Annotated in this window: 19 protein-coding genes; 6 read left to right on the forward strand and 13 right to left on the reverse strand. The window is 59.5% G+C overall.

The window, feature by feature from the left end; translation table 11 throughout:
• The 7 genes from addA to regB all read right to left on the reverse strand — a co-directional run bounded on the left by addA (position 1) and on the right by regB (position 11,602).
• Positions 1–3,369, reverse strand: a complete 3,369-nt coding sequence (gene addA, locus phaeop14_RS16555) for a double-strand break repair helicase AddA (RefSeq protein WP_096790143.1) — start codon at positions 3,367–3,369, stop codon at positions 1–3.
• Positions 3,366–6,299 carry a double-strand break repair protein AddB gene (addB, locus tag phaeop14_RS16560; protein ID WP_096790144.1) on the reverse strand — a complete coding sequence of 978 codons (2,934 nt, stop codon included), beginning with the start codon at positions 6,297–6,299 and terminating at the stop codon, positions 3,366–3,368. The genes addA and addB overlap by 4 nt, the downstream gene beginning before the upstream one ends.
• Positions 6,289–6,963 carry a nucleotidyltransferase family protein gene (locus phaeop14_RS16565; protein WP_096790343.1) on the reverse strand — a complete coding sequence of 225 codons (675 nt, stop codon included), beginning with the start codon at positions 6,961–6,963 and terminating at the stop codon, positions 6,289–6,291. Before phaeop14_RS16565 ends, addB begins: the two co-directional genes overlap by 11 nt.
• 23 nt (positions 6,964–6,986) lie before the next feature.
• Complete coding sequence (locus tag phaeop14_RS16570) at positions 6,987–7,985, reverse strand: aminoglycoside phosphotransferase family protein (protein WP_096790145.1); 999 nt, start codon at positions 7,983–7,985, stop codon at positions 6,987–6,989.
• The gene (gene tsaE, locus phaeop14_RS16575) at positions 7,982–8,461 is read right to left on the reverse strand and encodes a tRNA (adenosine(37)-N6)-threonylcarbamoyltransferase complex ATPase subunit type 1 TsaE (protein WP_096790146.1); all 480 of its coding nucleotides are present in this window, start codon (positions 8,459–8,461) and stop codon (positions 7,982–7,984) included. The genes phaeop14_RS16570 and tsaE overlap by 4 nt, the downstream gene beginning before the upstream one ends.
• 100 nt (positions 8,462–8,561) lie before the next feature.
• Positions 8,562–10,112 (reverse strand): PAS-domain containing protein, encoded by a 1,551-nt coding sequence (locus tag phaeop14_RS16580; RefSeq protein WP_040175086.1) that lies wholly within the window; start codon positions 10,110–10,112, stop codon positions 8,562–8,564.
• 92 nt (positions 10,113–10,204) lie between these two features.
• Positions 10,205–11,602 carry a sensor histidine kinase RegB gene (regB, locus tag phaeop14_RS16585; protein ID WP_040175308.1) on the reverse strand — a complete coding sequence of 466 codons (1,398 nt, stop codon included), beginning with the start codon at positions 11,600–11,602 and terminating at the stop codon, positions 10,205–10,207.
• A 388-nt stretch (positions 11,603–11,990) separates the two neighbouring features.
• Between regB and phaeop14_RS16590 the strand changes: the two genes are divergently transcribed.
• A complete protein-coding gene (locus phaeop14_RS16590) occupies positions 11,991–12,611 on the forward strand; it encodes an SCO family protein (protein WP_096790147.1) in 621 nt (206 codons plus the stop codon).
• A gap of 81 nt (positions 12,612–12,692) precedes the next feature.
• Entirely contained in the window at positions 12,693–13,247 is a 555-nt protein-coding gene (locus phaeop14_RS16595; protein WP_040175081.1) for an ActR/PrrA/RegA family redox response regulator transcription factor, read from the forward strand.
• Between the two features lie 42 nt (positions 13,248–13,289).
• Here the strand turns inward: phaeop14_RS16595 and phaeop14_RS16600 are convergent, their stop codons facing one another.
• Positions 13,290–13,886: an HD domain-containing protein gene (locus tag phaeop14_RS16600; protein ID WP_040175079.1), complete on the reverse strand. Its 597-nt coding sequence runs from the start codon at positions 13,884–13,886 to the stop codon at positions 13,290–13,292.
• 272 nt (positions 13,887–14,158) lie between these two features.
• On the opposite strand from phaeop14_RS16600, the gene phaeop14_RS16605 reads away from it, so the two are divergent.
• The 4 genes from phaeop14_RS16605 (at position 14,159) to phaeop14_RS16620 (ending at position 17,514) form a co-directional block, all read left to right on the forward strand.
• Positions 14,159–14,473 carry a hypothetical protein gene (locus tag phaeop14_RS16605; RefSeq protein WP_040175077.1) on the forward strand — a complete coding sequence of 105 codons (315 nt, stop codon included), beginning with the start codon at positions 14,159–14,161 and terminating at the stop codon, positions 14,471–14,473.
• Positions 14,474–14,617: 144 nt separating this feature from the next.
• Positions 14,618–16,009 carry an adenosylhomocysteinase gene (gene ahcY, locus phaeop14_RS16610; RefSeq protein WP_040179021.1) on the forward strand — a complete coding sequence of 464 codons (1,392 nt, stop codon included), beginning with the start codon at positions 14,618–14,620 and terminating at the stop codon, positions 16,007–16,009.
• A 254-nt stretch (positions 16,010–16,263) separates the two neighbouring features.
• A complete protein-coding gene (locus tag phaeop14_RS16615; protein ID WP_040179023.1) occupies positions 16,264–16,923 on the forward strand; it encodes a PRC-barrel domain-containing protein in 660 nt (219 codons plus the stop codon).
• A gap of 249 nt (positions 16,924–17,172) precedes the next feature.
• Positions 17,173–17,514, forward strand: coding sequence for a DUF2853 family protein (locus phaeop14_RS16620; protein ID WP_024098919.1), 342 nt, complete (start codon positions 17,173–17,175; stop codon positions 17,512–17,514).
• A 351-nt stretch (positions 17,515–17,865) separates the two neighbouring features.
• Here phaeop14_RS16620 and phaeop14_RS16625 read toward each other — a convergent pair whose 3' ends face one another.
• From phaeop14_RS16625 to tsaD, 5 genes are read right to left on the reverse strand one after another with little or no spacing between them, the layout of a single operon-like run.
• Positions 17,866–18,261, reverse strand: coding sequence for a DUF1761 domain-containing protein (locus phaeop14_RS16625; protein WP_096790148.1), 396 nt, complete (start codon positions 18,259–18,261; stop codon positions 17,866–17,868).
• A gap of 44 nt (positions 18,262–18,305) precedes the next feature.
• Entirely contained in the window at positions 18,306–18,728 is a 423-nt protein-coding gene (locus phaeop14_RS16630; protein ID WP_096790149.1) for an EVE domain-containing protein, read from the reverse strand.
• Positions 18,728–19,000: a YciI family protein gene (locus tag phaeop14_RS16635; protein WP_040179032.1), complete on the reverse strand. Its 273-nt coding sequence runs from the start codon at positions 18,998–19,000 to the stop codon at positions 18,728–18,730. Before phaeop14_RS16635 ends, phaeop14_RS16630 begins: the two co-directional genes overlap by 1 nt.
• A gap of 1 nt (position 19,001) precedes the next feature.
• Complete coding sequence (locus phaeop14_RS16640; RefSeq protein WP_096790150.1) at positions 19,002–19,964, reverse strand: NAD(P)H-dependent glycerol-3-phosphate dehydrogenase; 963 nt, start codon at positions 19,962–19,964, stop codon at positions 19,002–19,004.
• On the reverse strand, positions 19,961–21,058 hold the full coding sequence (tsaD, locus tag phaeop14_RS16645) for a tRNA (adenosine(37)-N6)-threonylcarbamoyltransferase complex transferase subunit TsaD (protein ID WP_096790151.1): 1,098 nt from the start codon (positions 21,056–21,058) through the stop codon (positions 19,961–19,963). The genes phaeop14_RS16640 and tsaD overlap by 4 nt, the downstream gene beginning before the upstream one ends.
• Positions 21,059–21,099: the final 41 nt, after the last annotated feature.

The following is a 21,099-nucleotide window of genomic DNA, read 5'->3' on the forward strand; positions in this document are numbered from 1 at the left end:
TCAAGGTATCTGGCGGCGCTTAAGAGCGGATGACACAATATCGTGTGGCAGGTCCATCAGCGTCGCGGTACGGGTCCAGAGCAACGCCGTGTCAATCCGCCGATCTGGGTAGAGGGCTGCCAGCGCATGGGCATAAGCCCCCATCTGCCGCAACAGCCCCTCCGGACAGGCCTCCACGCTGGTGGGAACGGTGGCGTTCGATTTGAAATCAACCGCCTGAACCCGGTCCGGCGTCACGATCAGCCGGTCAATCACGCCATGAATGCGACGGCCATCCAGATCTGCGGTTATCGCAACCTCCGCCAAAGTGTCAGGAGCGAAGATCGCACCCAGGTCCGGATTGGTCAGAACACGTGTTGCCTCAGCCAGAAGATCTGCGGTGTCTTCATGCCCCGCGAGCAAAGCATCCGCCAGTTGGGGCCAGCTATCCTGATCTGCGCTGGGTAGATGTTCCAGTAAGCTGTGCAGCCGGCTGCCGCGTGCCTTGGCGATATCTTCGTCCTGTCCCAGATCCCCCGGTAAGGCCTTGGCCCCGCCCAATTCCGACGGGCTGAGTGTTGAGGTTGGTGGCTGATAAGGCGGTGGCAACTGTTTGAATACCTCCGGCAATTGCGGCGTGGACGTGACCACCGGGGGATCTGCGTGGAACGGTAACCCGTCCCAATCCCCATGCTGCAGCCGCAGTCCCTCGCCATTGCCGGTATCATAGGGGTTGGCACCGGCCTCTTGCAGCGCGCGCTCAACCATCTGGTACCAACTGTCCCCATCCTTGGACAGCTCACCCGCAGCGGCAACAATCAGCCATTTTTCTGCGCGTGTCAGCGCCACGTAGAGCAGCCGCAGTCGTTCATTCCGGGCCTTCTCCTGCGCGGTCTCGCGGGCGGCTTGCATCACATCGGGCATCTGGGCGCTGGGTAGTTTCCACATCGGCCCAGCCTCAGCGCGCATGATTTCATCATCGCGTGGAGGTTTGCGTTTTGCGGTGTCGGGCAGGATCACAATCGGTGCTTCGAGGCCTTTTGATCCATGCACCGACATCACCCGGATCATATTGCCCGCCGCGCCCATCTGGCGTTTGATTTCCAGATCGTCGGCCTGCATCCAGACAAGAAATCCGGTCAGGCTGGGAATATCCGTGCGCTCATAGGCCAGTGCCTGGCTGAGCAAAGCGTTAATGCCATCCTCCGCCTCAGGTCCCAATCGGCCAAGCAGGCGCTGACGTCCGCCGTGACGTGTCAGGATCCGCTCAATCAGGTCATAGGGACGCAGGAAATCGGTCTGACTGCGCAGATCATCTATGATGGCCATCGTGTCAGGGTATTCCGCTGCGCGATCCCGCAGCGCGGTCCAGAGATAACTGCCGCCCTCGCGCCGGTGGGCCAGATCAAACAGGGTCTGTTCGTCCCAGCCAAACAGCGGCGATTTCAGCGCTGCAGCCAGCGACAGGGAATCCTCAGGCGTAGCGAGAAAGGACAGCAGCGCCGCCAGATCCTTCACCGCCAGTTCTGCGCCGATCTTCAACCGGTCCGCGCCGGCGATGGGCAGTCTTGCAGCCTTGCAGGCGCGGATGATTTCTGAGAACAGCTCGGACCGGCGCTGCACGAGGATCAGAAAATCACCGGCCCGTACCGGGCGACGGCGGAAACTGCCACGCTCGGGCCCATCCTCCGGCAGGGTAACCTTGCTGTCGATCATCTCCTTGATCGTGGTCGCGATCCGGTCCGCCAGAATGACAGTGTGATGGCGCGCGCCGGGGCGATCGACTGGGTCGGTCCAGTCACGCTCTTCTTCGGTGTCAACTTTGTCCACGACTGGCCAAAGATCGACGCGACCCGGCAATTCCGATTTAAAGGCGCGGTGCAGGGCATCGCGGTGAAACCCGGCGCCGGGGCTATCCTTGAACACCAGATCAACCAGCCCAAGGATCGCCGCGGAGGACCGGAACGAGAATTCCAGCGCCGCGTTTTGCAGCGCACTGCCGGTTTCCGCGAGCCGGTCGGCGAATTCGGCCTGCATCCTGTCAAAGGCGTCCGGATCTGCCCCCTGAAAGGAATAGATCGACTGTTTCTTGTCGCCGACGACAAAAATCGTACGCTCGACCTCGGATCGCGCGCCCTCCCCTGCGGTAAACTCCTGCGCCAGCTTCTCAACCACATCCCATTGCACCGGGCTGGTATCCTGCGCCTCATCCACCAGTATGTGATCAATGCCGCCGTCCAGCCGGTAGAGAACCCAGGCAGCCACGGCCGGATCATTCAGCAGCTGGCGTGCCTTAAGGATCAAATCGTCAAAGTCGAGCCAGCCGCGCAGCTGTTTGCGGCGATCATATTCCGGCAGGAATGCGGCGGCGAAGTCATGCAGAATCAGCGATTTCTCAACTGCGGCCAAGGCGAGGCGCTGGGCGCGGGCCGCCTCAACCCGACGCATCAGTGGTTCCAGCTGATCCATCAGCGCGACATTGCTTTCCCGCAGTTTCTTGGTGGGAAAGGCGTTGATTTTGGCGGTAAAGGGCGCCTTGGCGGAGGCCCCGGTCAGAAACACCGATTCAAGAACGGGTAAATCTGCAAGCGTCGGCTCGGTGATTTTATGCAGCTTCGCAGCGGCCTTGGCATCGGTGCTGCCACCCTGTTCCAACATGGTACAGGTGCGCGCCAGCAGGTCCCCCTCACCCCCCAGATAGACGCTTTGCTCCAACATTTTGGCGTCAAAGTCCGTCGGAAGATCGAACAGCGCACGCAATCCGGCGCGATCCAGTGGCACCTCGAAATCGGAGCGGCGCTGACAGATTGCGGCGGTCAGCGTCTCAAAATCGCTATCGGTCACCTGCCGGGCCAGTCTCGCGATCAGACCGGCCTCCTCCGGGTTTTCGCTGTTTGCGATGGCTTCAACCACCTCGCCCCGCAGCAATACCGCGGCGCGGTCATCCATCTCGGAGAACTGCGGGCTGACGCCGGCCTCTAGCGGGAACCGGCGCAGCAGCGAGGCGCAAAAGGAATGGATGGTCTGGATTTTCAAGCCACCGGGCGTCTCAATCGCACGCGCAAACAGGGTGCGGGCTTGCGCCATACCCTCGGCCGAGATGACATCATGGGCGCCCAGATCTGTCAGTGCAGAAGTGAGCGCATCGTCGCCCAGCATGGCCCATTCGCCGAGCCGTTTGAACAGGCGGTTCTGCATCTCGCTGGCAGCGGCCTTGGTGTAGGTCAGGCACAGGATATGCTGCGGCTGGACCCCACGCAGCAACAGACGGGCCACGCGATCTGTCAGCACCTTGGTCTTGCCAGAGCCGGCATTTGCGGCCAGCCAGGTTGAGGCATCGGGGCGCGCGGCGCGAAACTGCGCCTCTGAGGCGGCGTCGCGGGCGGTCATGTCAAAATCTCCGATACCGGTTGATCGCTTCGGTCCCATTCTCCGTAGCGTGCCAGATGATCGTAATCGCCCGTCTGGGTGTCCTGAAACACCATGCGACGGCTGCTATACCCTTGATCCGGCTCGAAATAGGCTGAAATCAGCTTGGTCAATTCTTCCCAAACCTTACCCGGTGGCTCATCCATGAGCGGGGCTGCGACCTCTTTCAGCGGGCTTTTTAGGCCAAGGAACAGCGCCCGTTCCACCCTGCCCTCGCCATAGCGCTCAAACGCACCGCGTTCGGCCATGGCGGCCTCGATCAGCAGTTGTTTTTCAAAGGTTTTCTGTTGGCTTTCAGTTGGCGGATCGCCGGTTTTGTAGTCAAATAAATGCAGGCCGCCGCGTTCATCCACATCAATTCGATCGGCAGTGCCTGCAATCTCAAAATCAAGCGGCGCAACGCGCACGGCACCGGAGACTTCAAAACCAGTCGGGCGTGCGGTTTGCTGCCGTTGGCGTTCTCCATTGATGAAGTCATCTGCAATGCGTTCAAGCCGGGCCAGCCAGAGGCTGCGCGCTATGGGCCATGGAACCTTTGCCTCCAGATGGGCTGCCGCTGTCGCAAGGAAATCCTGTGCTGTCAGTCTACCGGGGTCAGCGACGGTTGCCTTGATAAAGTCCTCCAGGATCTTGTGGAGCACGATGCCGCGCAGCAAGGCGTCGGGTTCCTGCACCAGAGGATCAAGCGGACGTAGCTTCAACACATGTTTGGCGTAAATCGCATAAGGATCGCGGATCAGACGCGGGATTTCCGTAATCGTCAGGCGTCGGGGGCGCGCGGCGATGGGGGGGCGTGGTGCCGGTCGTTTTGCGGGGGGCAGAGAGATAGGCGCCTCCAACACCTCCGCCCAGCCCAACCATTCCTGACCACGGGTCCGCATATCCGTCAGCGCTGCAGGGCCGCCCTGCCCCGGCAAGCCGGACAGAAGGTTGGTCATTCGGTTGAGCCAGCGTGACGGAACTGTATCCGCTTCATCCGACCGTTCGGAGCGAGTCAACCAGACTTCGGGTGCAGCGATGGCTTGTTGGAAATCATGCGCCGACAGCCCAATGCGACGTTCCGGCAGCAACAGCCCCGCCTGATGACGCAGTTGTCGGTTGAGCCATGGATCGGGTGCAGCAGCTTCCGGCCAGCTGCCTTCGTTTAGGCCGCCAAGGATCACCAGATCAGCCCCCTGCACGCGCGCCTCAAGCGTTCCCCAGATCAGGATGGAGCCATAGGGCGCATCGCGGTCCCGCACCTCCCCCTGCGACAGCAGCGCGCGCAGAAGATCGGCAAAATCGCGGGCGGTCATCTCACCGCCATAGCCAGCCTCCGCCTGAAGGTTGTTCATGATTTCCAGCGCTTTGCGCCCAGCCTTCTTGTCCCAGAGGCCACCGGCAGCAGCCTCCTGACTGCCACGGCTGATTGCCTCGGCGAGATTCCTGAGGGCTTCAACCCATTGTGACAGGGGCTGCGTTCCACGGATGGGTTTGTCGGCAAAACACTGCGTCATCCAGGCGGTCCACCCAGGCATCAGCTCCCGCCCGATTTCAAACGCGGCAAAACTGTCGGCATCCGGAAAAGGGGGGCCGTAGCGGCGCAGCCGCAGCTCTAATTCGCGGGTGTGGCGCAGGTGATCACCGCGCCCTGCCCCATCATGACAAAGCGGATGTTTCAGCAGCGTCAACAGCGTATCGCAGGCCAGCGGCTTGCAGAACAGTTCCGCGATGTGGCGCAGAAACCGGCCCGGAGGTGACAGTTGTAGTGGTTGGCCAGCGGAATCGTCCGGCAGAATATCCCAGCGATCCAGCGCGGCCGCCACCTGTCGGGTCAGCATACGATCCGGTGTGATCAGCGCGGCTGTCTGTCCATTCTCGGCGGCCTTGCGCAGTCGCAGGGCAATGGTCAGCGCCTCGGCGCGGGGATTGGGTGCCTCGACCAAGGTTACATCGGCGGTGGCCTGATCGATATCGCGCAGCTCCGGCCCTTCGCGCATCCAGGCATCGGTAACAGGCGCCGGGCGCAGCGCCAGAGAGACCAGCCGATTGCGCGCCGTGGAGGCTGGTAGTGCATCGACCCATGGACGCACCTGATCCGGGGTCATGTCTAGATCGCGCATGATCTTGAAAAACCGATATTGCGGGTGGTCTTCTGACATCAGCGGATCATCTAGATGTTCCCAGACGTGGCCCGGCTGCTGGTCATCGAAACCGGGTAGGATCACCGCGCCTTGCGGCAGGCGCGCAATTGCCTCCATCAGCATCAGTGTGGTGCCACGCGATCCGGTGGAGCCGGCCAGGATGACCGGGTGTTGCGGTGGGCAGTCCTGCCACTCTTCGATCAGATCAAGCACAACCTGTCGCTGACGGGCCTGTGCATCCATTGCGTGTTCGTGGGTCTCGGCAAAGTCGTCGGCGATGGCGATGAACTGCTGCGCGCGCGCCCAATGGCCGGACATGTCGGAGACATCCAGCGAGCGGATCGTCTCCGGGCTGACGCCTTCGCCCTGCATTTCATCAAACAATGCTGCGAGACTATCTGAGAGATCATAGAGGGAGGATCGGGCGGCCAGATCTGGCTGTGCTTCCAGTAATTTGGCAATCAGCTGTGAGAGCTCCAGCCGTCGCCGTAACGGCGGCAGGGCTGGCGGCAGACCCCGTAAGGTGGCGCGCATGTCGAGATCACTCAGCAGCGAGATCCGCGGCAAAAGCAGAGCTGGCCCCTGATCAAACAGATCCCGCACCCGGCGTGCCATGCGGGAGGTGTTGACGATCAGTTCGACCTTGGCCAGCGCTTCTGGCGGCGTGTTCCGACTGCGGGCAACCAGCCCGTCGACCAGAGCGCGTGGGAAATCGACGCCGCAGGGAACTGCGAAAAGGCGTGGTGTGTCTTGCGGCTCAAATCTCATCTTGGGCTATCAGGTCCTCAGCCAGGGGGATCCCTTCGGGGGTGCCGACATCGCACCAATGGCCGGGATATTCCAGCGCAAACAGGCGTCCTTCGGCAGCCATCAAATCCCACAGGGTGTTCAGCGAAAACACGGTCTCGATAACTTCGTCCAGCCTGTTTGTCCGCAGCAACTGAACACCGCCATAGACAAGATCGCCGCCGCGATGCAGTCGCCCGTCTTCGTCTGTGCGGAAATCACCACCGCCGCTGCGTCCGACAGTTCGGCTGATGGGAATACAGGTCAGCAGCGCATCCATGCGCGCAGGGTCCCACGCGTCGCGCAACAGGCAAAGCGGGTTCGGCCCGCGCCAGACCACATCGGGGTTCACGGTATAGACCGGTCCCGATTGCGTTCCGAGCAGCGGCAGCGCATGTCGCAGCCCACCACCGGTGTCGAGGATCTGAGGATCCTCACGGCTGATCGCCACCTCGCTGTCTGCAAGATGGTTGGCCAGAACGTCACTCTTATAGTGGCTGTTGGCCACGATCACCGGCGGTGTGACCTCTAGCGCCAGATCCAGCGCATGGTCGATCAGTGGGCGACCGGCGACCGGGATCATCGGTTTGGGCTGGTGGTTGGTCAGGTGCCGCATCCGGGTGCCAAATCCGGCAGCGAAGATCATAACGGGATAAGCGATCTCTGCCATCAGCCGCGCAACCGGTCCAGTACATCGGGGGTGGGCGCAGGCATTTCCTGATGCAGGAATTCCGCCAGTGGTGCCATCGCCGGGTGATCCAACCCGCGGTGAAAATGGTCCCAGACGCGGGGGATCAGATCAACGTAATGCGGTTTGCCATAGTCACGCCCGAGGCGGGCAAAAACGCCCAAGATACGCATGTTGCGCTGCACGCCCAGCACGGTGTAGGCGGCGCGAAAGCTGCCCTCATCGACACCGGTTGCAGCGATATACCGTTCCATCATCTGCATTTCGATCACTGCAGGGACATCGCGACGGGCGTCCTGTAGCAGTGACACAAGGTCGTAGGCGCGATGACCGGCGCGCGCGGCCTGAAAATCCAGCAGACCGACCTGTGCAACGCCGCTGCGCTCCGGCAACCAGATCAGATTTTCGGCGTGGTAATCGCGCTGAACCAGCACCACGTCGCCTTTGATCGTGCGGCGTAGAATATCCTCGAACTGATCAGTGAAGCGGGCGGCATGTTCCGGTGAGGCCTCCTCACGTATCACATCGCGGTATTTGGCAAAGGCGAGGCTGGAGAGTTCCGCCATCAACCGTGGTCCGAGCGGTTCCAGTTCCGGCATCGGGGCCTCATGTAACGCGACCAGCACATCCGTTGCCGCCTGATATAGCGGACGCTCCTGCGCAGGGGTGTCGCGCATCACGCGCGCAAACAACGCGTCTCCCAGATCTTCGATGATCAGGAGGCCATTGTCATGATCCTCGGCCAGAATTTCCGGCGCACTCAGACCCTGCTCCCGCAGGTAGGTCGCAATCGCGACAAATGGGGCGACGTCCTCTCCCTGATCCGGCGGTGCGTCCATCAACACCACGGTGGCGCCATTTGCATCGCGAAGCCGCTCATAGCGCCGGTTGGAGGCGTCCCCAGCGAGCGGCACGCGGGTCCAGCTGTGCCATGGGGTATCGGTGAGGAAGGTGGCAATGAGGTTTTCTCGGTCGGTCATGCGGCAATCTGTTTCATCAAGGGCTCCCAACGCGCGTCACTCCAGCGCAGCGTAGCGGTACGGGCGTCGTTTTCGTCCGGATCCAAGGCCAGCGATATATGCAAAGCGGCAGCTGGCGTCAGTTCGGCCAGCCGATCCGGCCATTCGATCAGACATATGGCGGTCTCAAAGGCGGAGATCAGGCCAAGTTCCTCAATCTCATCCAGCGACGACAGGCGATAGAGATCAGCATGCCACAATTCGCCAGTTGGCAGATCATAGGTCTGAACAAGGGTGAATGTCGGTGAGGGCACATCCTCAGGCACCGTCATCTGCGACTGGATCAGGCTGCGGGCAAAATGCGTTTTGCCGGCGCCGATGATGCCCGACAGAAGCAGACAGTCACCATTGCTCAGTTCTGCGCCCAAACGGGTGGCCAGATCGGCAGTCGCTTCGGGCGAGGGCAGGGGGATTACGAGGGTCTTCTGGATTGTCATGGCGCGACAATGCCGCCCTGCGCGCGGCGCTGCAAGCTGGATCGAAAAAGCCCGGGATCGAACCGGGCAATCTCTTTGATTTCAGACAATGAGGGCTGTTCTATTTGCCCTGTTTTGTAATCGCAAACCGCTGTTGATCAACCGGAGCGGGGGCTGGTTCAGGGGAGCGGAAGCTTACCATGGTGGCGCCATTCTGGATGGCGCTGACCTTGCAGACCAGAGGCGTGCCACTGCGCAGCTGTACATCAGCCCACCAGGCTGTGCGATTCTCGCTGCCGGCAACAAAATCCCGGATCTCGCCCCAGGCAGGCGTTGCAGCACACATGTCCTGCCAGACGCGGCTGGAGTCCATGATGGTGATCTTGGCAAAGCTGCCGTCGGGATCCATCTGCCAGAGATCATGATAGGCGGCGTTGGAGAAGGTCATGGTGCCATCATTGGCAAAAACCGCGATGGCTTCGTCCATCTGATCCATGATCGACTGACCCATTTCCAACTCCGAGCGGAACTGTCGGGTCAGGGTGATCTCGGCGGTGATATCCTCAAACAGGAAGGCGATGGCCCCATCGGGGTGCGGGCGACCGGAGACGGAATAAACCGATCCAGATGGCAGCGACCATGTTTCCTGGTAGCGCCCCTCAGCCGCTGCTTCCAGCAGATCAGCCATCTGGTGACGCCAGCTGGAATAGTTTTTCGGTTCCGGCATCATGCGCTGATCGCGCAGCCGATCAAAAAAGGTCAGCAGATTCGGACGTGAGCTGAGGAAGTTGGCGGGCAGGGCGGTCAGGTCGATCAGCACGGGGTTGAACAGAACAAGCTGGCGATTGCGGTCAAAGATCGCAAGGCCAATGGACAGCTGGGCAAAGGTTTTTGCCAACGTCTGCACAAAGTTGCGCTGGGCGATCTCGGCGTCAACAACCGCGTTCACATCGACCGCATGGCAGAGCCAGCCAGACTCGGTTTCGGTGGTCGAGATATTGTACCAGAGTTTTTTCTTGCTCTCGGGCAGCGGGATCGAGATCCGCTCAGGCTTGCCGCTGGCCATCGGGTCATCGAGATCAGTGAACAAAGGTTCGGAGAAATCGACATTGCGACCACGGATCTTCTGGCTGAGATCATCATAGGCGAGGTTGGACCAGGTGACGGCACCGTCATCGGACTGCAACCAAACCGGATAGGGCGCTTGATGCACGGCGGAGCGCAGGGTGGTCAGCTCCTGGTCGATGCTGTGATTATGTTCTTCGGATGTGGTGCTGCGCAGCTGCACGCGGGTCACACCGTCGATCCATTCGCAAAGCGCTTCGCGGCTTTCGGCGTTGGCTGTGCCAGAGAGCACTAGCGGGCCGACATCCTTCAGGAAGCCGGGGGATTGCGGCAAGCCGGGATAACTGCGGGCCAGTTGTTCGCGCAGGTTCGCCCAGCTGAAGGTTTCGGCCTGTTCTCCAATGAAACGGCGCGCGCCAGAGGACCAGCCGATCAGCGTCGTATCATCAAAGAGAAACACGGCGTCGGACCGTCCATCCCCCTGCAGCAGGTCCTGCTCAAACCCCTTGGGTTTGGGGTTGGGAGACAACCACCAGACAGCGGTCGCTGCCGTTGCCGCACAAAGCGTCGCCAATACAAGCCAGTCGGTCGATAGGATCTGCTGCATGATGTCCGTTACCCACAAGTGTTTCGCTCTTGCCCCCGATGTTTCCTGATAATGGTTAAATGAAGTTTAATTGGTTGCCTAAAAGTGAATAGTTAAATTTCTATACGTTTATTTTCCCCGATGGGAACGGCATTTTCGCCCGTCAGAGCGTCAATTTTGCTGCGAGGCCAGCTGACCTGTACCAAAGCTCCGCGCCGCGCGGGATCACGGGTCAGCGTTTGATTTGGATCTGAGCCATTTGCAAACGTCAGCTGAGCACCGCTGCGCTCAAGCAGAGTTTTGGCAATGAACAGTCCCAAACCCATGCCCTCATACTCCGGTCGCTGGCGCCGGTCGCTGTCGCTGCGACGGCGGCGCACGAAGGGGTCGCCAATTCGGCCCAACAGATGTGACGGGTATCCCCGTCCATCATCGCTGATGCGCAGTGTGATGGTCTCATCATTCCAACTGGCATCAATCCAGACGGTTGAGCGGGCGAAATCCACGGCATTCTGAACCAGATTACGCAGCCCATGAATGATCTCCGGCTGGCGCAGAATAGTCGGGTGCTGAAGATCGCCATCGCTTTCGGGGGCCTCTTTGAACTGGATAGTCTTGCCCCGGTACATATGGGGCTCAGCCGCTTCGTTGATCACGGTGGAAAGAGGGGCCTGGCGCAGATGCAGGTCGTCCTTGCCGCTGCGGCCCATGCCCCGCAGGATATCACGGCAGCGGTCTGCCTGTTCGCGGATCAACGCCGCATCTTCGCGCAGATCAGGCCGGTCATCAAGTTCATCTATCAGCTCAGCACTGGCCAGTTTGATCGTGGCCAGTGGCGTGCCCAACTCATGCGCCGCGGCAGCCACCACACCGCCAAGATCGGTCAGCTTCTGTTCGCGGGACAGGGCCATCTGGGTTGCGGCCAGCGCATCAGACATCGACCGGATCTCGGCGCTGATACGATAGGAGTAGGCGCCAATAAACAGTACCGCGATCACAATGGCTGTCCAGTTGCCGAAGACGAAGATGTCCGGCACCCGCAGCACAAAACCTTGCGGTGTGCGCAATGGCAGATGAAATTCTGCCAGCAGTGTCACCAGAATGATCGCGGTTGCCCCGATGATCAGCGTAGAGCGGAGCCGCATCATCGAGGCTGAGATGGTCACAGGACCCAATACCAGAAGCGCGAAGGGATTGTTCAGCCCGCCGGTCAGATACAGCAGGAAGTTCAGCTGTAAGAGATCAAATAGAACCATCAGAAAGTTCTCGAACTCCGACAGGCGCTTATTCTGGGGAAACAATATAATTGCGATCAGGTTGCCGAGCACGGACACACCGATAGCGATATAGCACAGCACCAGTTCCAGCTGCAGATTATACAGCTGCTGGGCCACGGTAATCGCTGAAACCTGACCAACAATCGCCACCCAGCGCAGCAGGATCAAGGTGCGTAGGCGGATCCAGTGGCTGCGTTCCTGACCGCTCAGCAGATCGATATTTGTCGCGCTCATCTCGCACTCCATGGCGAAAAGGGGGGCATTGGTGGTCTTGTTGGAATCTGCTTGCATACAGGCCGGTCCCTAGCAAGGTGAAACCGAAAATGACGAAGCAGAACCGTTGCGGCAGTCTCGCACTCCTGGCGCTCACAGACAATTGACCAGTAGATTTACGGGCCTTTCTTTGGCGTGAAAACCTGTGGACCAACCTCGGCTGCGCTGTTTTGTCCGTCTGGTCATTGGGGGGTGGCCTGCGATAGGTCCGACCCCGCGCAGGATCGCCATGACCCGGTCTGGTTGATGCGCGGCGGTTGCATCGCTCCGCCCGTTGCATCGCCTGAAATTCTTGGTAGGTCTGGCGCAGCCTGTCGACAAACCTATTCCTTGCGCAAAGTGTGATCTCATGACCCGTCTCTACGCTATCCTTGCTGCCGTTGTTGTTGCCGCCCTAGTGGGCGGCGCCTGGTTTGCCACACGAGGTGGCGGCGCGGGCGATGACTTCGCGCAATGCCGCGCCAGTCAGATCGCTGGCGGCTCGGATACCATTGGCGGTCCGTTTGAATTGGTGAACGCCAAAGGTGAAACCGTGACAGAGAAAGATGTGATCGCCAAGCCGTCGCTGGTCTACTTCGGCTATACTTTCTGCCCTGACGTCTGCCCGCTGGATGTTGCGCGCAATGCGGAGGCCATCGATCTGCTCGATGAACGCGGGCAGGATGTGACGCCGGTGTTCATCTCCATCGACCCGGATCGCGATACGCCTGAAGTGGTCGGCGACTTCGCCGCCAATCTGCATGAGCGTATGATTGGCCTCACCGGATCGCATGAGCAGGTCAAGGCCGCCAGCCGTGCCTACAAGACCTACTACAAGAAACAGGATGGTGATGAAGACTACTATCTTGTTGATCATTCGACCTTTTCCTATCTGGTCTTGCCAGAGCAGGGGTTTGTCGAATTCTTCCGCCGCGACGAGACCCCGGAGCAGATCGCTGATAAGGTCGGTTGCTTCCTGGAAAATCTGTAACCTGGATGAAGGTTTGACGTTTCCGGGGTGAGACGTAATATCAAGCCTCACGACCTGACGACATTGCGGGGGACCGACAGTATGGGCGAAGCTGCTATGCAGGAGATAGGACCAGACAAGACACTCTTGCTGGTCGATGACGACGAGCCCTTTCTGCGGCGTCTGGCCAAAGCCATGGAAAAACGGGGATTTGAGGTTGAAACCGCTGGCTCTGTTGCGGCAGGCAGTGCGATTGCCACAGCACGTCCACCCGCCTTTGCGGTGGTGGATCTCAGACTTGAGGATGGCAACGGATTGGATGTGGTTGAGATCCTGCGGGAACGCCGTCCTGACAGTCGTGTGGTTGTACTGACCGGCTACGGTGCGATTGCGACCGCCGTGGCTGCTGTGAAAATTGGTGCAACTGACTACCTGTCAAAGCCTGCGGATGCGTCGGACATTATGAATGCGCTGCTCGCCAATGAGGAAGAGCTGCCACCCCCGCCGGAAAACCCGATGAGCGCGGATCGCGTGCGTTGGGAGCATATTCAGCGGATCTATGAGCTTTGTGACCGCAACGTTTCCGAGACCGCTCGGCGCCTCAATATGCACCGGCGCACGTTGCAGCGGATCCTTGCAAAACGCAGCCCCAAATAGGGCCTCAGCCTCTCCTAACTTGGAGAGGCTTTTTTCTCGAGATCAGAGCTGCGCCAAGAGCTTGGCGTGACGGGTCACGTAGTCCCTACGCACTTCAACCGGCGGCCGTAGGCGGATGGAGAGACCGTCCAGCAGTGTTTGATCCGGCTTTCCAAATAGCCGATCTGCCTCGCGGCGGGAAAATCCGGCAATCTCCACCGCTTCCATCCAGGCACTGATCCGGTCTGCCTTTTTGATCTGCGCCTTAATTGTTTTGGGGAGGGCCGCAGGCAGGCCAAAGCGGATGTGAATCGCAGCCGTCAGCCGCTGATCGAGTTCGCCATAGCTGGGGCCGACCGCGTTTTTCACGGGTGAGATCATGTCGCCGATGACATATTCCGGGGCATCATGCAGCAGCGCGGCCAAGTGCCAGCGCACAGGAGCCTTGGGATTGAGGCGACCATAGATCGTCTCGACCAACAGCGAATGCTCTGCGACGGAATAGGCAAAATCACCGATGGTCTGACCATTCCAGCGCGCCACAAAGGCCAATCCGTGGGCGATATCCTCAATCTCGACATCAACCGGCGTCGGGTCGAGCAGGTCCAGCCGACGTCCAGAGAGCATCCGTTGCCAGGCGCGCGGAGGTGTGGGGGGCATGGTCTGTGCCTTCTTGTTGACGCTGCTTTCTGACTAGCTGGTGGAGGATCGTCGTGCAATTGCTTGTGGTGCAGTGGGCGCTGATCATCGATGCGGTTTTGCAGAGAATATGGCTGATTGCCCCTGCCTGATCACGCGGATCGCCACAAACAGTTGACCGCTTGGCATTTGATAACACCATGCCAAGACCCCATATTTATAGATACGACAGGGGCTCTTGCTCCCTTGGCAGGCCTCTTTCGTCGCTGAGACGCACACGAAAGGAGACTGCCATGTTTAAACGTCTTGCCTGTACCTCGCTTGTCTTTGGAATGCTTGCAACCGCGCCACCTGCGCTGGCGGCGGGGTGTAGCCCGCGCGATCATATTGTGGATCGCCTGCAATCCTCGTACGCGGAGCGGCTGACCGCAGGCGGGCTGCAATCCAGCCAGCCTGTGTCCACCGTGATTGAGTTCTGGGCTTCCGCGACAACCGGTACATTTACTGTGCTGGTTTCCCATCCCAACGGGCTCAGCTGTGTCGTGGCCTCTGGTACGGGGTTTTTCCAAGTGACGGACGACCCCGAACCACAAGGCACACCCAGCTGACCTGTCCCCCCGGACCGTTGGGAAGGCCGGGGCGCATGACCGCTGGTCACCGCGCCCCGGCGCTTTTGGGCATCTTCGTTGCTTATAAACCATTGCGGTGTTACCTGCTGCGGTAGACAAATTGTAACCGGAATGGAGCAGGCAATGCCCGGGGATTATATCGTCAAGGACATCGCGCTGGCCGAGTTTGGCCGCAAGGAACTCGATATCGCTGAGACAGAAATGCCGGGGCTGATGGCCCTGCGCGACGAATACGGCGATAGCAAGCCGCTGAAAGGGTCCCGGATCGTCGGGTCGCTTCACATGACCATTCAGACCGCAGTTCTGATCGAAACGCTGGTGGCGCTGGGCGCCGATGTGCGCTGGGCCTCCTGCAACATCTTCTCGACACAGGATCACGCCGCAGCGGCCATCGCCGCTGGTGGCACGCCTGTGTTTGCGATCAAGGGTCAGACCCTTGTTGAGCATTGGGATTATCTGGATCGCTCGTTCCAGTTCCCCGAAGGTGCCAACCTCATTCTGGACGATGGTGGTGATGCCACCCTCTATGTGCTGCTGGGTGCGCGCGTTGAGGCGGGTGAAACGGATCTGATCGAAATCCCAACCTCGGAAGAGGAAGAGGCGATCTTTAACCAGATCAAGAAGCGCATGGCTGAAAGCCCGGGCTGGTTCACCAAGACCCGCGACGCGATCAAGGGCGTTTCTGAGGAAACCACAACTGGTGTCCACCGCCTGTATGAGCTGGTGAAAGAGGGGCAACTGCCCTTCCCGGCGATCAACGTGAACGATTCGGTCACCAAGTCGAAGTTTGATAACAAATACGGCTGTAAGGAATCGCTGGTCGACGGGATCCGCCGCGCCACGGATACGATGATGGCTGGCAAGGTAGCGGTGGTCTGCGGTTATGGCGATGTGGGCAAAGGCTCCGCCGCGTCGCTGCGTGGTGCTGGCGCCCGGGTTAAGGTTACCGAAGTCGACCCGATCTGTGCCCTGCAAGCAGCCATGGATGGTTTTGAGGTGGTGCTGCTGGAGGATGTTGTCGACAGCGCCGATATCTTTATCACCACGACTGGCAACAAAGACGTCATCCGGATCGAGCATATGCGCGAGATGAAGGATATGGCGATTGTTGGCAACATTGGCCATTTCGACAATGAGATCCAAGTTGCCAATCTGAAGAACCACAAGTGGACGAACATTAAAGAGCAGGTCGACATGATCGAGATGCCCTCGGGCAACCGTCTGATCCTGCTCTCCGAAGGTCGCTTGTTGAACCTTGGCAACGCAACCGGGCATCCGTCGTTTGTGATGTCGGCCTCTTTCACCAACCAGGTTCTGGCCCAGATTGAGCTGTGGACCCGTGGTGAGACCTACAAAAACGATGTCTACATTCTGCCCAAGCACCTGGACGAGAAAGTCGCCCGTCTGCATCTGGAGCGGATCGGTGTAAAACTGTCGAAACTGGCGCCTGAACAAGCCGCCTATATCGGCGTCACACCGGAAGGCCCGTTCAAGCCTGAGCACTACCGGTATTGATCATCAGTCACCCTGTGCAATTGCGCAGGTGAGTGACCAAAGCAACACCCCGCCATTGGCGGGGTGTTTTCGGTTATGTGACTGTATTTTAATTGCCTTTTTCTTGGATTGATCTAACGCGCTCCGCGGACGCGCAACGCAATCCTGCACGCAGAAGTTCCAAAAATTTAGGGGCGAAATTCCACGGAAATCTTGGAACGTCTGCAAGGTTGGTGACGTTTGGTTGGCGTACTTCAAGCAAAGGAGAAAACGACATGACCGAACTGAAAACCAAAACCCGTATTCTGGCTGGTGTTACTGCTGCTGCATTGATGGCGGGCGCAGGGATCGCACAGGCGGGCACTTCCGTCCCGCGCGGTGAAAGCAAGTCGGACACCGAGATCGAGACTGTTGGCGGTCAAGACACCACCAGCGGCGCGTCGCTTGACACCACCGAGGGTACGACCATTCCGCGTGGTGAATATAAAATCGACAGCGGCGTGGAGACCGTGAACGACGAAATGCCTGCGGATGGCGATGTAAACGTCAATGCAAGTTCTGACGCTTCCACCACCATCCCACGCGGCGAATACGACAGCTCGGACGCGGCAGGTGAACCACTGCCGCCCCTGGATGAGATGACCGTCGCTGATCTGGTTGGGAAAAACGTGTTTTCCGCCACTGGCAAGGACGTCGGTGAAATCGATTATGTGATTGAGCAGGATGGCAAAATCGCAGGTGTCATCGGTGTTGGCGGCTTTCTTGGTATGAACGAATATACTGTCGCCGTGCCGCTGTCCGATATGGATTTCACCCGCAATGGTCAGCTGAAGCTGAGCACCCGCACCGAAGCGGCGCTGCGTTCCATGCCGGAGATCGACGAAGACATGATCAAACCGCTGCAGGATGATCGCCTGATCGGTAACAGCGTCTAATGACGCTCTGATCTTTTGATCCGGCACCTGACTACGGTGCCGACTGAAGCAACTGGCGCCCCTCTTGTAGGGGCGCCTTTTTGCATTTGGTAGCGGGTAATCCAGGGCGTGTTCGCAGAAATGAGAGGCGGTCTTCGAAATTCCCAGTTGCCCTGTTCCGATCTGCGGCTAAGCTGCTGGAATAAGAACCGATCAGGCGCTGCGCCTGGCGATAACAATAGTTCCGCGAGTAACATGGGAGAGAGAGCTTTGGGAAAACGCGACGATCTGATCGAGCAATATGCAAATGATCTGAAAACCAAATGTGGCATGGATCCGGACATGGATCTGCTCACAAAGGTCACCATCGGCTGTGGTCCGGCTATTTATGATGCTGATGCATCGACCGTCGCCTCCAGTCAGCCGGCGGAATTGGAAACCGTCAAAAACAACTTCCTGATCAAAAAGCTGGGACTGTCTGATGGGCCCGAGCTGATGTCTGCGATTGACAGCGTGATTGAAACCTACGGTAAATCAGAGCGGAACAAATATCGCGCCGTTGTCTATTATATGCTGACCAAACACTTCGGAAAAGAATCCGTCTACGGCTGATCAATCAGCCGAACGATCGATCGAAAAGGCCCGTCGGACGGATCCGGCGGGCTTCTTTGTCGTTGCCATCTTGCCTCTGAAACACTGGAGGCACGTCTGTGATCCAGTGGGCTTCGCGGGACGCTGCAACGCCAAGAAGACAGTCTCAGGTTGTACATGTGTTGCATTTTACCTGTATTGCCTTTGCGGAATCACCGCTGACCGGACTATCGTCTAAAGACCGGTCAGGATGGCCAGGATCACAGATTTACGAACACGTGTGGTGGAATTGGAGCACGTGGGGTGAAAGGGAAGATCCTGGCATATGCTCGGATCTTCCCTTTTTTATTGCACGGCTGCTGGCCACGGATCTTAGAATAGCGTCAGGACCAGACCGATGGCGCCACAGGCAAGCGTCGCGTAGCCACCGTCGATCATCGAGAGACGCAATGGGCGAACGGCGTAGAGGTTGTTGATCATGATCCACGGCGTAATGAAAAACAATCCGATGCCCAGACCGCTGACCAGACCGCCGCCAACCGTATCGATACCCGAGAGCGCAAAGACATGGCGCATCATACCGGCCACGACAATCTGCAGACCAAACGTCGCGGCGAACACCGCTGGTGTCTGCCCCCCCGTAGGTTTGCCAGCCTCATCACGCGGAACTTTCGCCGCCTGCATCCAGGGTTCGGCAAGCAGGCCATACCAGACTGCGCCTAGAACAAAGCCAGCGATAGCCGCGGCAATAACATTCAGAATTTCCATTGATCTCTCCCTGAAACCAGCATCAGTGAGAGAATTTTGTCAGATCAATCGGGATCTGTCTTCCCCAACGCGCAGATATGGGCCCATTCCTCTGCGGTGACAGGCTGTACTGACAGCCGGGAGTTCTTCACCAGAACCATATTCTCAAGACGGGGGTCCCCCTTGATCTGATCAAGCGTCACTGGCACAGCAAAGCTGCGCACCGCTTTGATATCAACGCATTCCCAGCGGGGATCATCTGTGGTGCTGTCCGGATGAATCTCAGCGCAGATTTCAACAATCCCGACCACGGATTTTTCCTTCATCGAATGATAGAAAAACCCGCGATCGCCGAGCTTCATCTCACGCATGAAATTGCGCGCCTGATAGTTGCGCACGCCGTCCCATTCCTCACCCGTCTCGCCCTTGGCTTGCTGGTCAGCCCAGCTCCAGGTGGAGGGCTCGGATTTGAACAGCCAATACGCCATCAGCCGACGACTTTCTTCCAGGTGATCAGCTCAACCGCCTCAAACAGACCTGCCTTGGCGTAGGGGTCGTTGTCGGCCCAGGCCTGACCGACGGCCATGTCTTCGACATCAAGGATGATCAGCGAGCCAACCATACCACCATCCTGGTCCAGCAAGGGACCGGCCTGCGCCACAACACCGGTTTCCTCAATATACGCGAGATGCGCCGCCCGGTTGTCCATCCGGGTCTGCAAATGATCGGGTTTATCGCGCGCGATCAGGGCAATCAGCATGTCATTCCTCTTTCAATGGTCTTGCAAGCAGTTGAGCGGTGGCGTCGGCAATCGTCAAGCGCTGATCGAGCAGAGCCACGACAATGGCGGTGATGGGCATGTCCAGATTTCGCGCCTGGGCTTCGGCGTGGACGGCACGCGCCGTAGCGGCGCCTTCAACCGTGATATTGGGGTCAAACGTTTCGTTCCCTCCAATCGCCAGCCCAAGACGATAGTTCCGCGACTGCTCTGAGCTGCAGGTCAGAGTGAGATCGCCAAACCCGGAAAGACCTGCCAGCGTATCGGCCTGCGCACCGGACGCCAGTGCCATGCGCTGCATCTCCGCATAGCCGCGGGTCATCAGTGCGGCGCGGGCGCTGTCGCCAAGTCCAGCGCCGATGACGGCACCGCAGGCAATCGCCATCACGTTTTTCAGCGCGCCGCCAATTTCGGCGCCGCTGGTGTCCGTAGTGCGGTAGAGCCGAAGGTTTTTCGTGGTCAGCTGCTGTTGCAATTGCGCCCCTGTTTCCGGGTCACGACAGGCCAGCGTCAGCGCCGTTGGCAGGCCTTTTGCGATATCGGCGGCGAAACTGGGGCCGGTCAACAAGGCGGTTCGAGCCGTCGGAAGGCAGCCGTGGAGAACCACCAAGGGACCCTGACCGGTCTTGAGTTCAATCCCCTTGCAGCAGGCCACAAGAGCCCGGTTGCGCAGCAGATCAGCATGGGTGCTGACAAAACTCCGTAGGGTCTGCATCGGCACGGCAAGCAATATGGTATCAGCCTGCGTCGCGCGCTCCAGATCACTGGTCACCGACAGTGTTTCGGGCAGATCGGCGCCGGGCAGGCGCCGGGTGTTGCGCCGGGTCGCCTGCATATCGCGCGCCTGATCAGCGTCCCGCGCCCATAGGGTAACCGGGCCATTACCTGCGAGCGAAATTGCCAGCGCCGTGCCGAATGCGCCGGATCCCAGTACCGAAACACTCATGCCTTTGCGCCTTTTTTGCCGCTGCCCAACATGGCGGGGCTGCTCTGATCCAGTGGCCAACGTGGCCGGGCGGTCAGGCCCATGCCGTCCTGCGCGCCATTGCGGAACCGTTCAAGCCCGGCGTAGGCAATCATCGCCGCATTGTCCGTGCAAAGCGCCAGAGGCGGGGCAAGGAACTGTGCGTCAACCTCAGAGCAAACAGTCTCTAACACGGCGCGAATAGCTGTATTCGCTGCGACGCCACCTGCGACGGCGACGGTGCGGGTCGCCGGGGCTTCTTCAAGATAGTGTCGGATTGCGCGGCGCGTTTTCTCCGCCAGGACGTCAGCGACAGCAGCCTGGAAACCGGCACAGAGATCGGCGCGGTCCTGTCGTGTCAAACCGCCCTTCTCAGCCATCACCTGATCCCGCATGCGCATCAGTGCGGTTTTCAGGCCGGAGAATGAGAGGTTGCAATCGGGACGGTCCAATAGCGGACGGGGAAAACGGAAGCGGCGGGGATCCCCGCTTTCGGCCTCTTTCTGCACCGAGGGGCCGCCGGGTTGCGGCAGGCCGAGCAGGCGGGCAGTCTTGTCAAAGGCCTCGCCGGGCGCATCGTCGATTGTCCCGCCCAGTCGCTTGAACTCATCCGGCCCCCGTACGATCAGGTACTGACAATGCCCGCCTGAGACCAGCAGCATCAGATAGGGATAGGGGACCGCATCCGTCAGTCGGGGCGTGAGCGCATGGCCGGCCAGATGGTTGACGCCAACCAGCGGTAGCCCCGTTGCGGCCGCCAGCCCCTTGGCGCACATCACGCCGGAAATCACGCCGCCAATCAGTCCCGGACCTGCGGTGACGGCGATGGCATCCATATCCTGCAAGCGCAGATTGGCCGCGGCCAGCGCATCGCGGACGCAGTGATCGAGCTTCTCCGCATGGGCGCGGGCTGCAATTTCCGGCACCACACCGCCGAAGGCGCTGTGGAGTTCGGTTTGGCCAAACACGACGGAGGAGAGCACCTCTGCCGGGGCTTGCCCGGACTGGCGCACCACGGCAGCCGCCGTATCGTCGCAGCTGCTTTCCAATCCCAGAAGGGTGAGGCTTTGTTTCATGGTGTTACCGTTGCATCCTGTCTCTGCCGGGGCTACCACCT

It is taken from the genome of Phaeobacter piscinae (genome assembly GCF_002407245.1).
GTDB classification, from domain to species: Bacteria; Pseudomonadota; Alphaproteobacteria; order Rhodobacterales; family Rhodobacteraceae; genus Phaeobacter; species Phaeobacter piscinae.

Bases quoted from the DNA above. Each gene is read 5' to 3' on its own strand.
- phaeop14_RS16565 (WP_096790343.1), bottom strand. From the start codon at position 6,963: ATGATCTTCGCTGCCGGATTTGGCACCCGGATGCGGCACCTGACCAAC.
- phaeop14_RS16590 (WP_096790147.1), top strand. From the start codon at position 11,991: ATGACCCGTCTCTACGCTATCCTTGCTGCCGTTGTTGTTGCCGCCCTA.
- regB (WP_040175308.1), bottom strand. From the start codon at position 11,602: ATGAGCGCGACAAATATCGATCTGCTGAGCGGTCAGGAACGCAGCCAC.
- phaeop14_RS16570 (WP_096790145.1), bottom strand. From the start codon at position 7,985: ATGACCGACCGAGAAAACCTCATTGCCACCTTCCTCACCGATACCCCA.
- ahcY (WP_040179021.1), top strand. From the start codon at position 14,618: ATGCCCGGGGATTATATCGTCAAGGACATCGCGCTGGCCGAGTTTGGC.
- tsaE (WP_096790146.1), bottom strand. From the start codon at position 8,461: ATGACAATCCAGAAGACCCTCGTAATCCCCCTGCCCTCGCCCGAAGCG.
- phaeop14_RS16630 (WP_096790149.1), bottom strand. From the start codon at position 18,728: ATGGCGTATTGGCTGTTCAAATCCGAGCCCTCCACCTGGAGCTGGGCT.
- phaeop14_RS16625 (WP_096790148.1), bottom strand. From the start codon at position 18,261: ATGGAAATTCTGAATGTTATTGCCGCGGCTATCGCTGGCTTTGTTCTA.
- phaeop14_RS16635 (WP_040179032.1), bottom strand. From the start codon at position 19,000: ATGCTGATTGCCCTGATCGCGCGCGATAAACCCGATCATTTGCAGACC.
- addA (WP_096790143.1), bottom strand. From the start codon at position 3,369: ATGACCGCCCGCGACGCCGCCTCAGAGGCGCAGTTTCGCGCCGCGCGC.
- phaeop14_RS16595 (WP_040175081.1), top strand. From the start codon at position 12,693: ATGGGCGAAGCTGCTATGCAGGAGATAGGACCAGACAAGACACTCTTG.
- tsaD (WP_096790151.1), bottom strand. From the start codon at position 21,058: ATGAAACAAAGCCTCACCCTTCTGGGATTGGAAAGCAGCTGCGACGAT.
- phaeop14_RS16605 (WP_040175077.1), top strand. From the start codon at position 14,159: ATGTTTAAACGTCTTGCCTGTACCTCGCTTGTCTTTGGAATGCTTGCA.
- phaeop14_RS16580 (WP_040175086.1), bottom strand. From the start codon at position 10,112: ATGCAGCAGATCCTATCGACCGACTGGCTTGTATTGGCGACGCTTTGT.
- phaeop14_RS16600 (WP_040175079.1), bottom strand. From the start codon at position 13,886: ATGCCCCCCACACCTCCGCGCGCCTGGCAACGGATGCTCTCTGGACGT.
- addB (WP_096790144.1), bottom strand. From the start codon at position 6,299: ATGAGATTTGAGCCGCAAGACACACCACGCCTTTTCGCAGTTCCCTGC.
- phaeop14_RS16640 (WP_096790150.1), bottom strand. From the start codon at position 19,964: ATGAGTGTTTCGGTACTGGGATCCGGCGCATTCGGCACGGCGCTGGCA.
- phaeop14_RS16615 (WP_040179023.1), top strand. From the start codon at position 16,264: ATGACCGAACTGAAAACCAAAACCCGTATTCTGGCTGGTGTTACTGCT.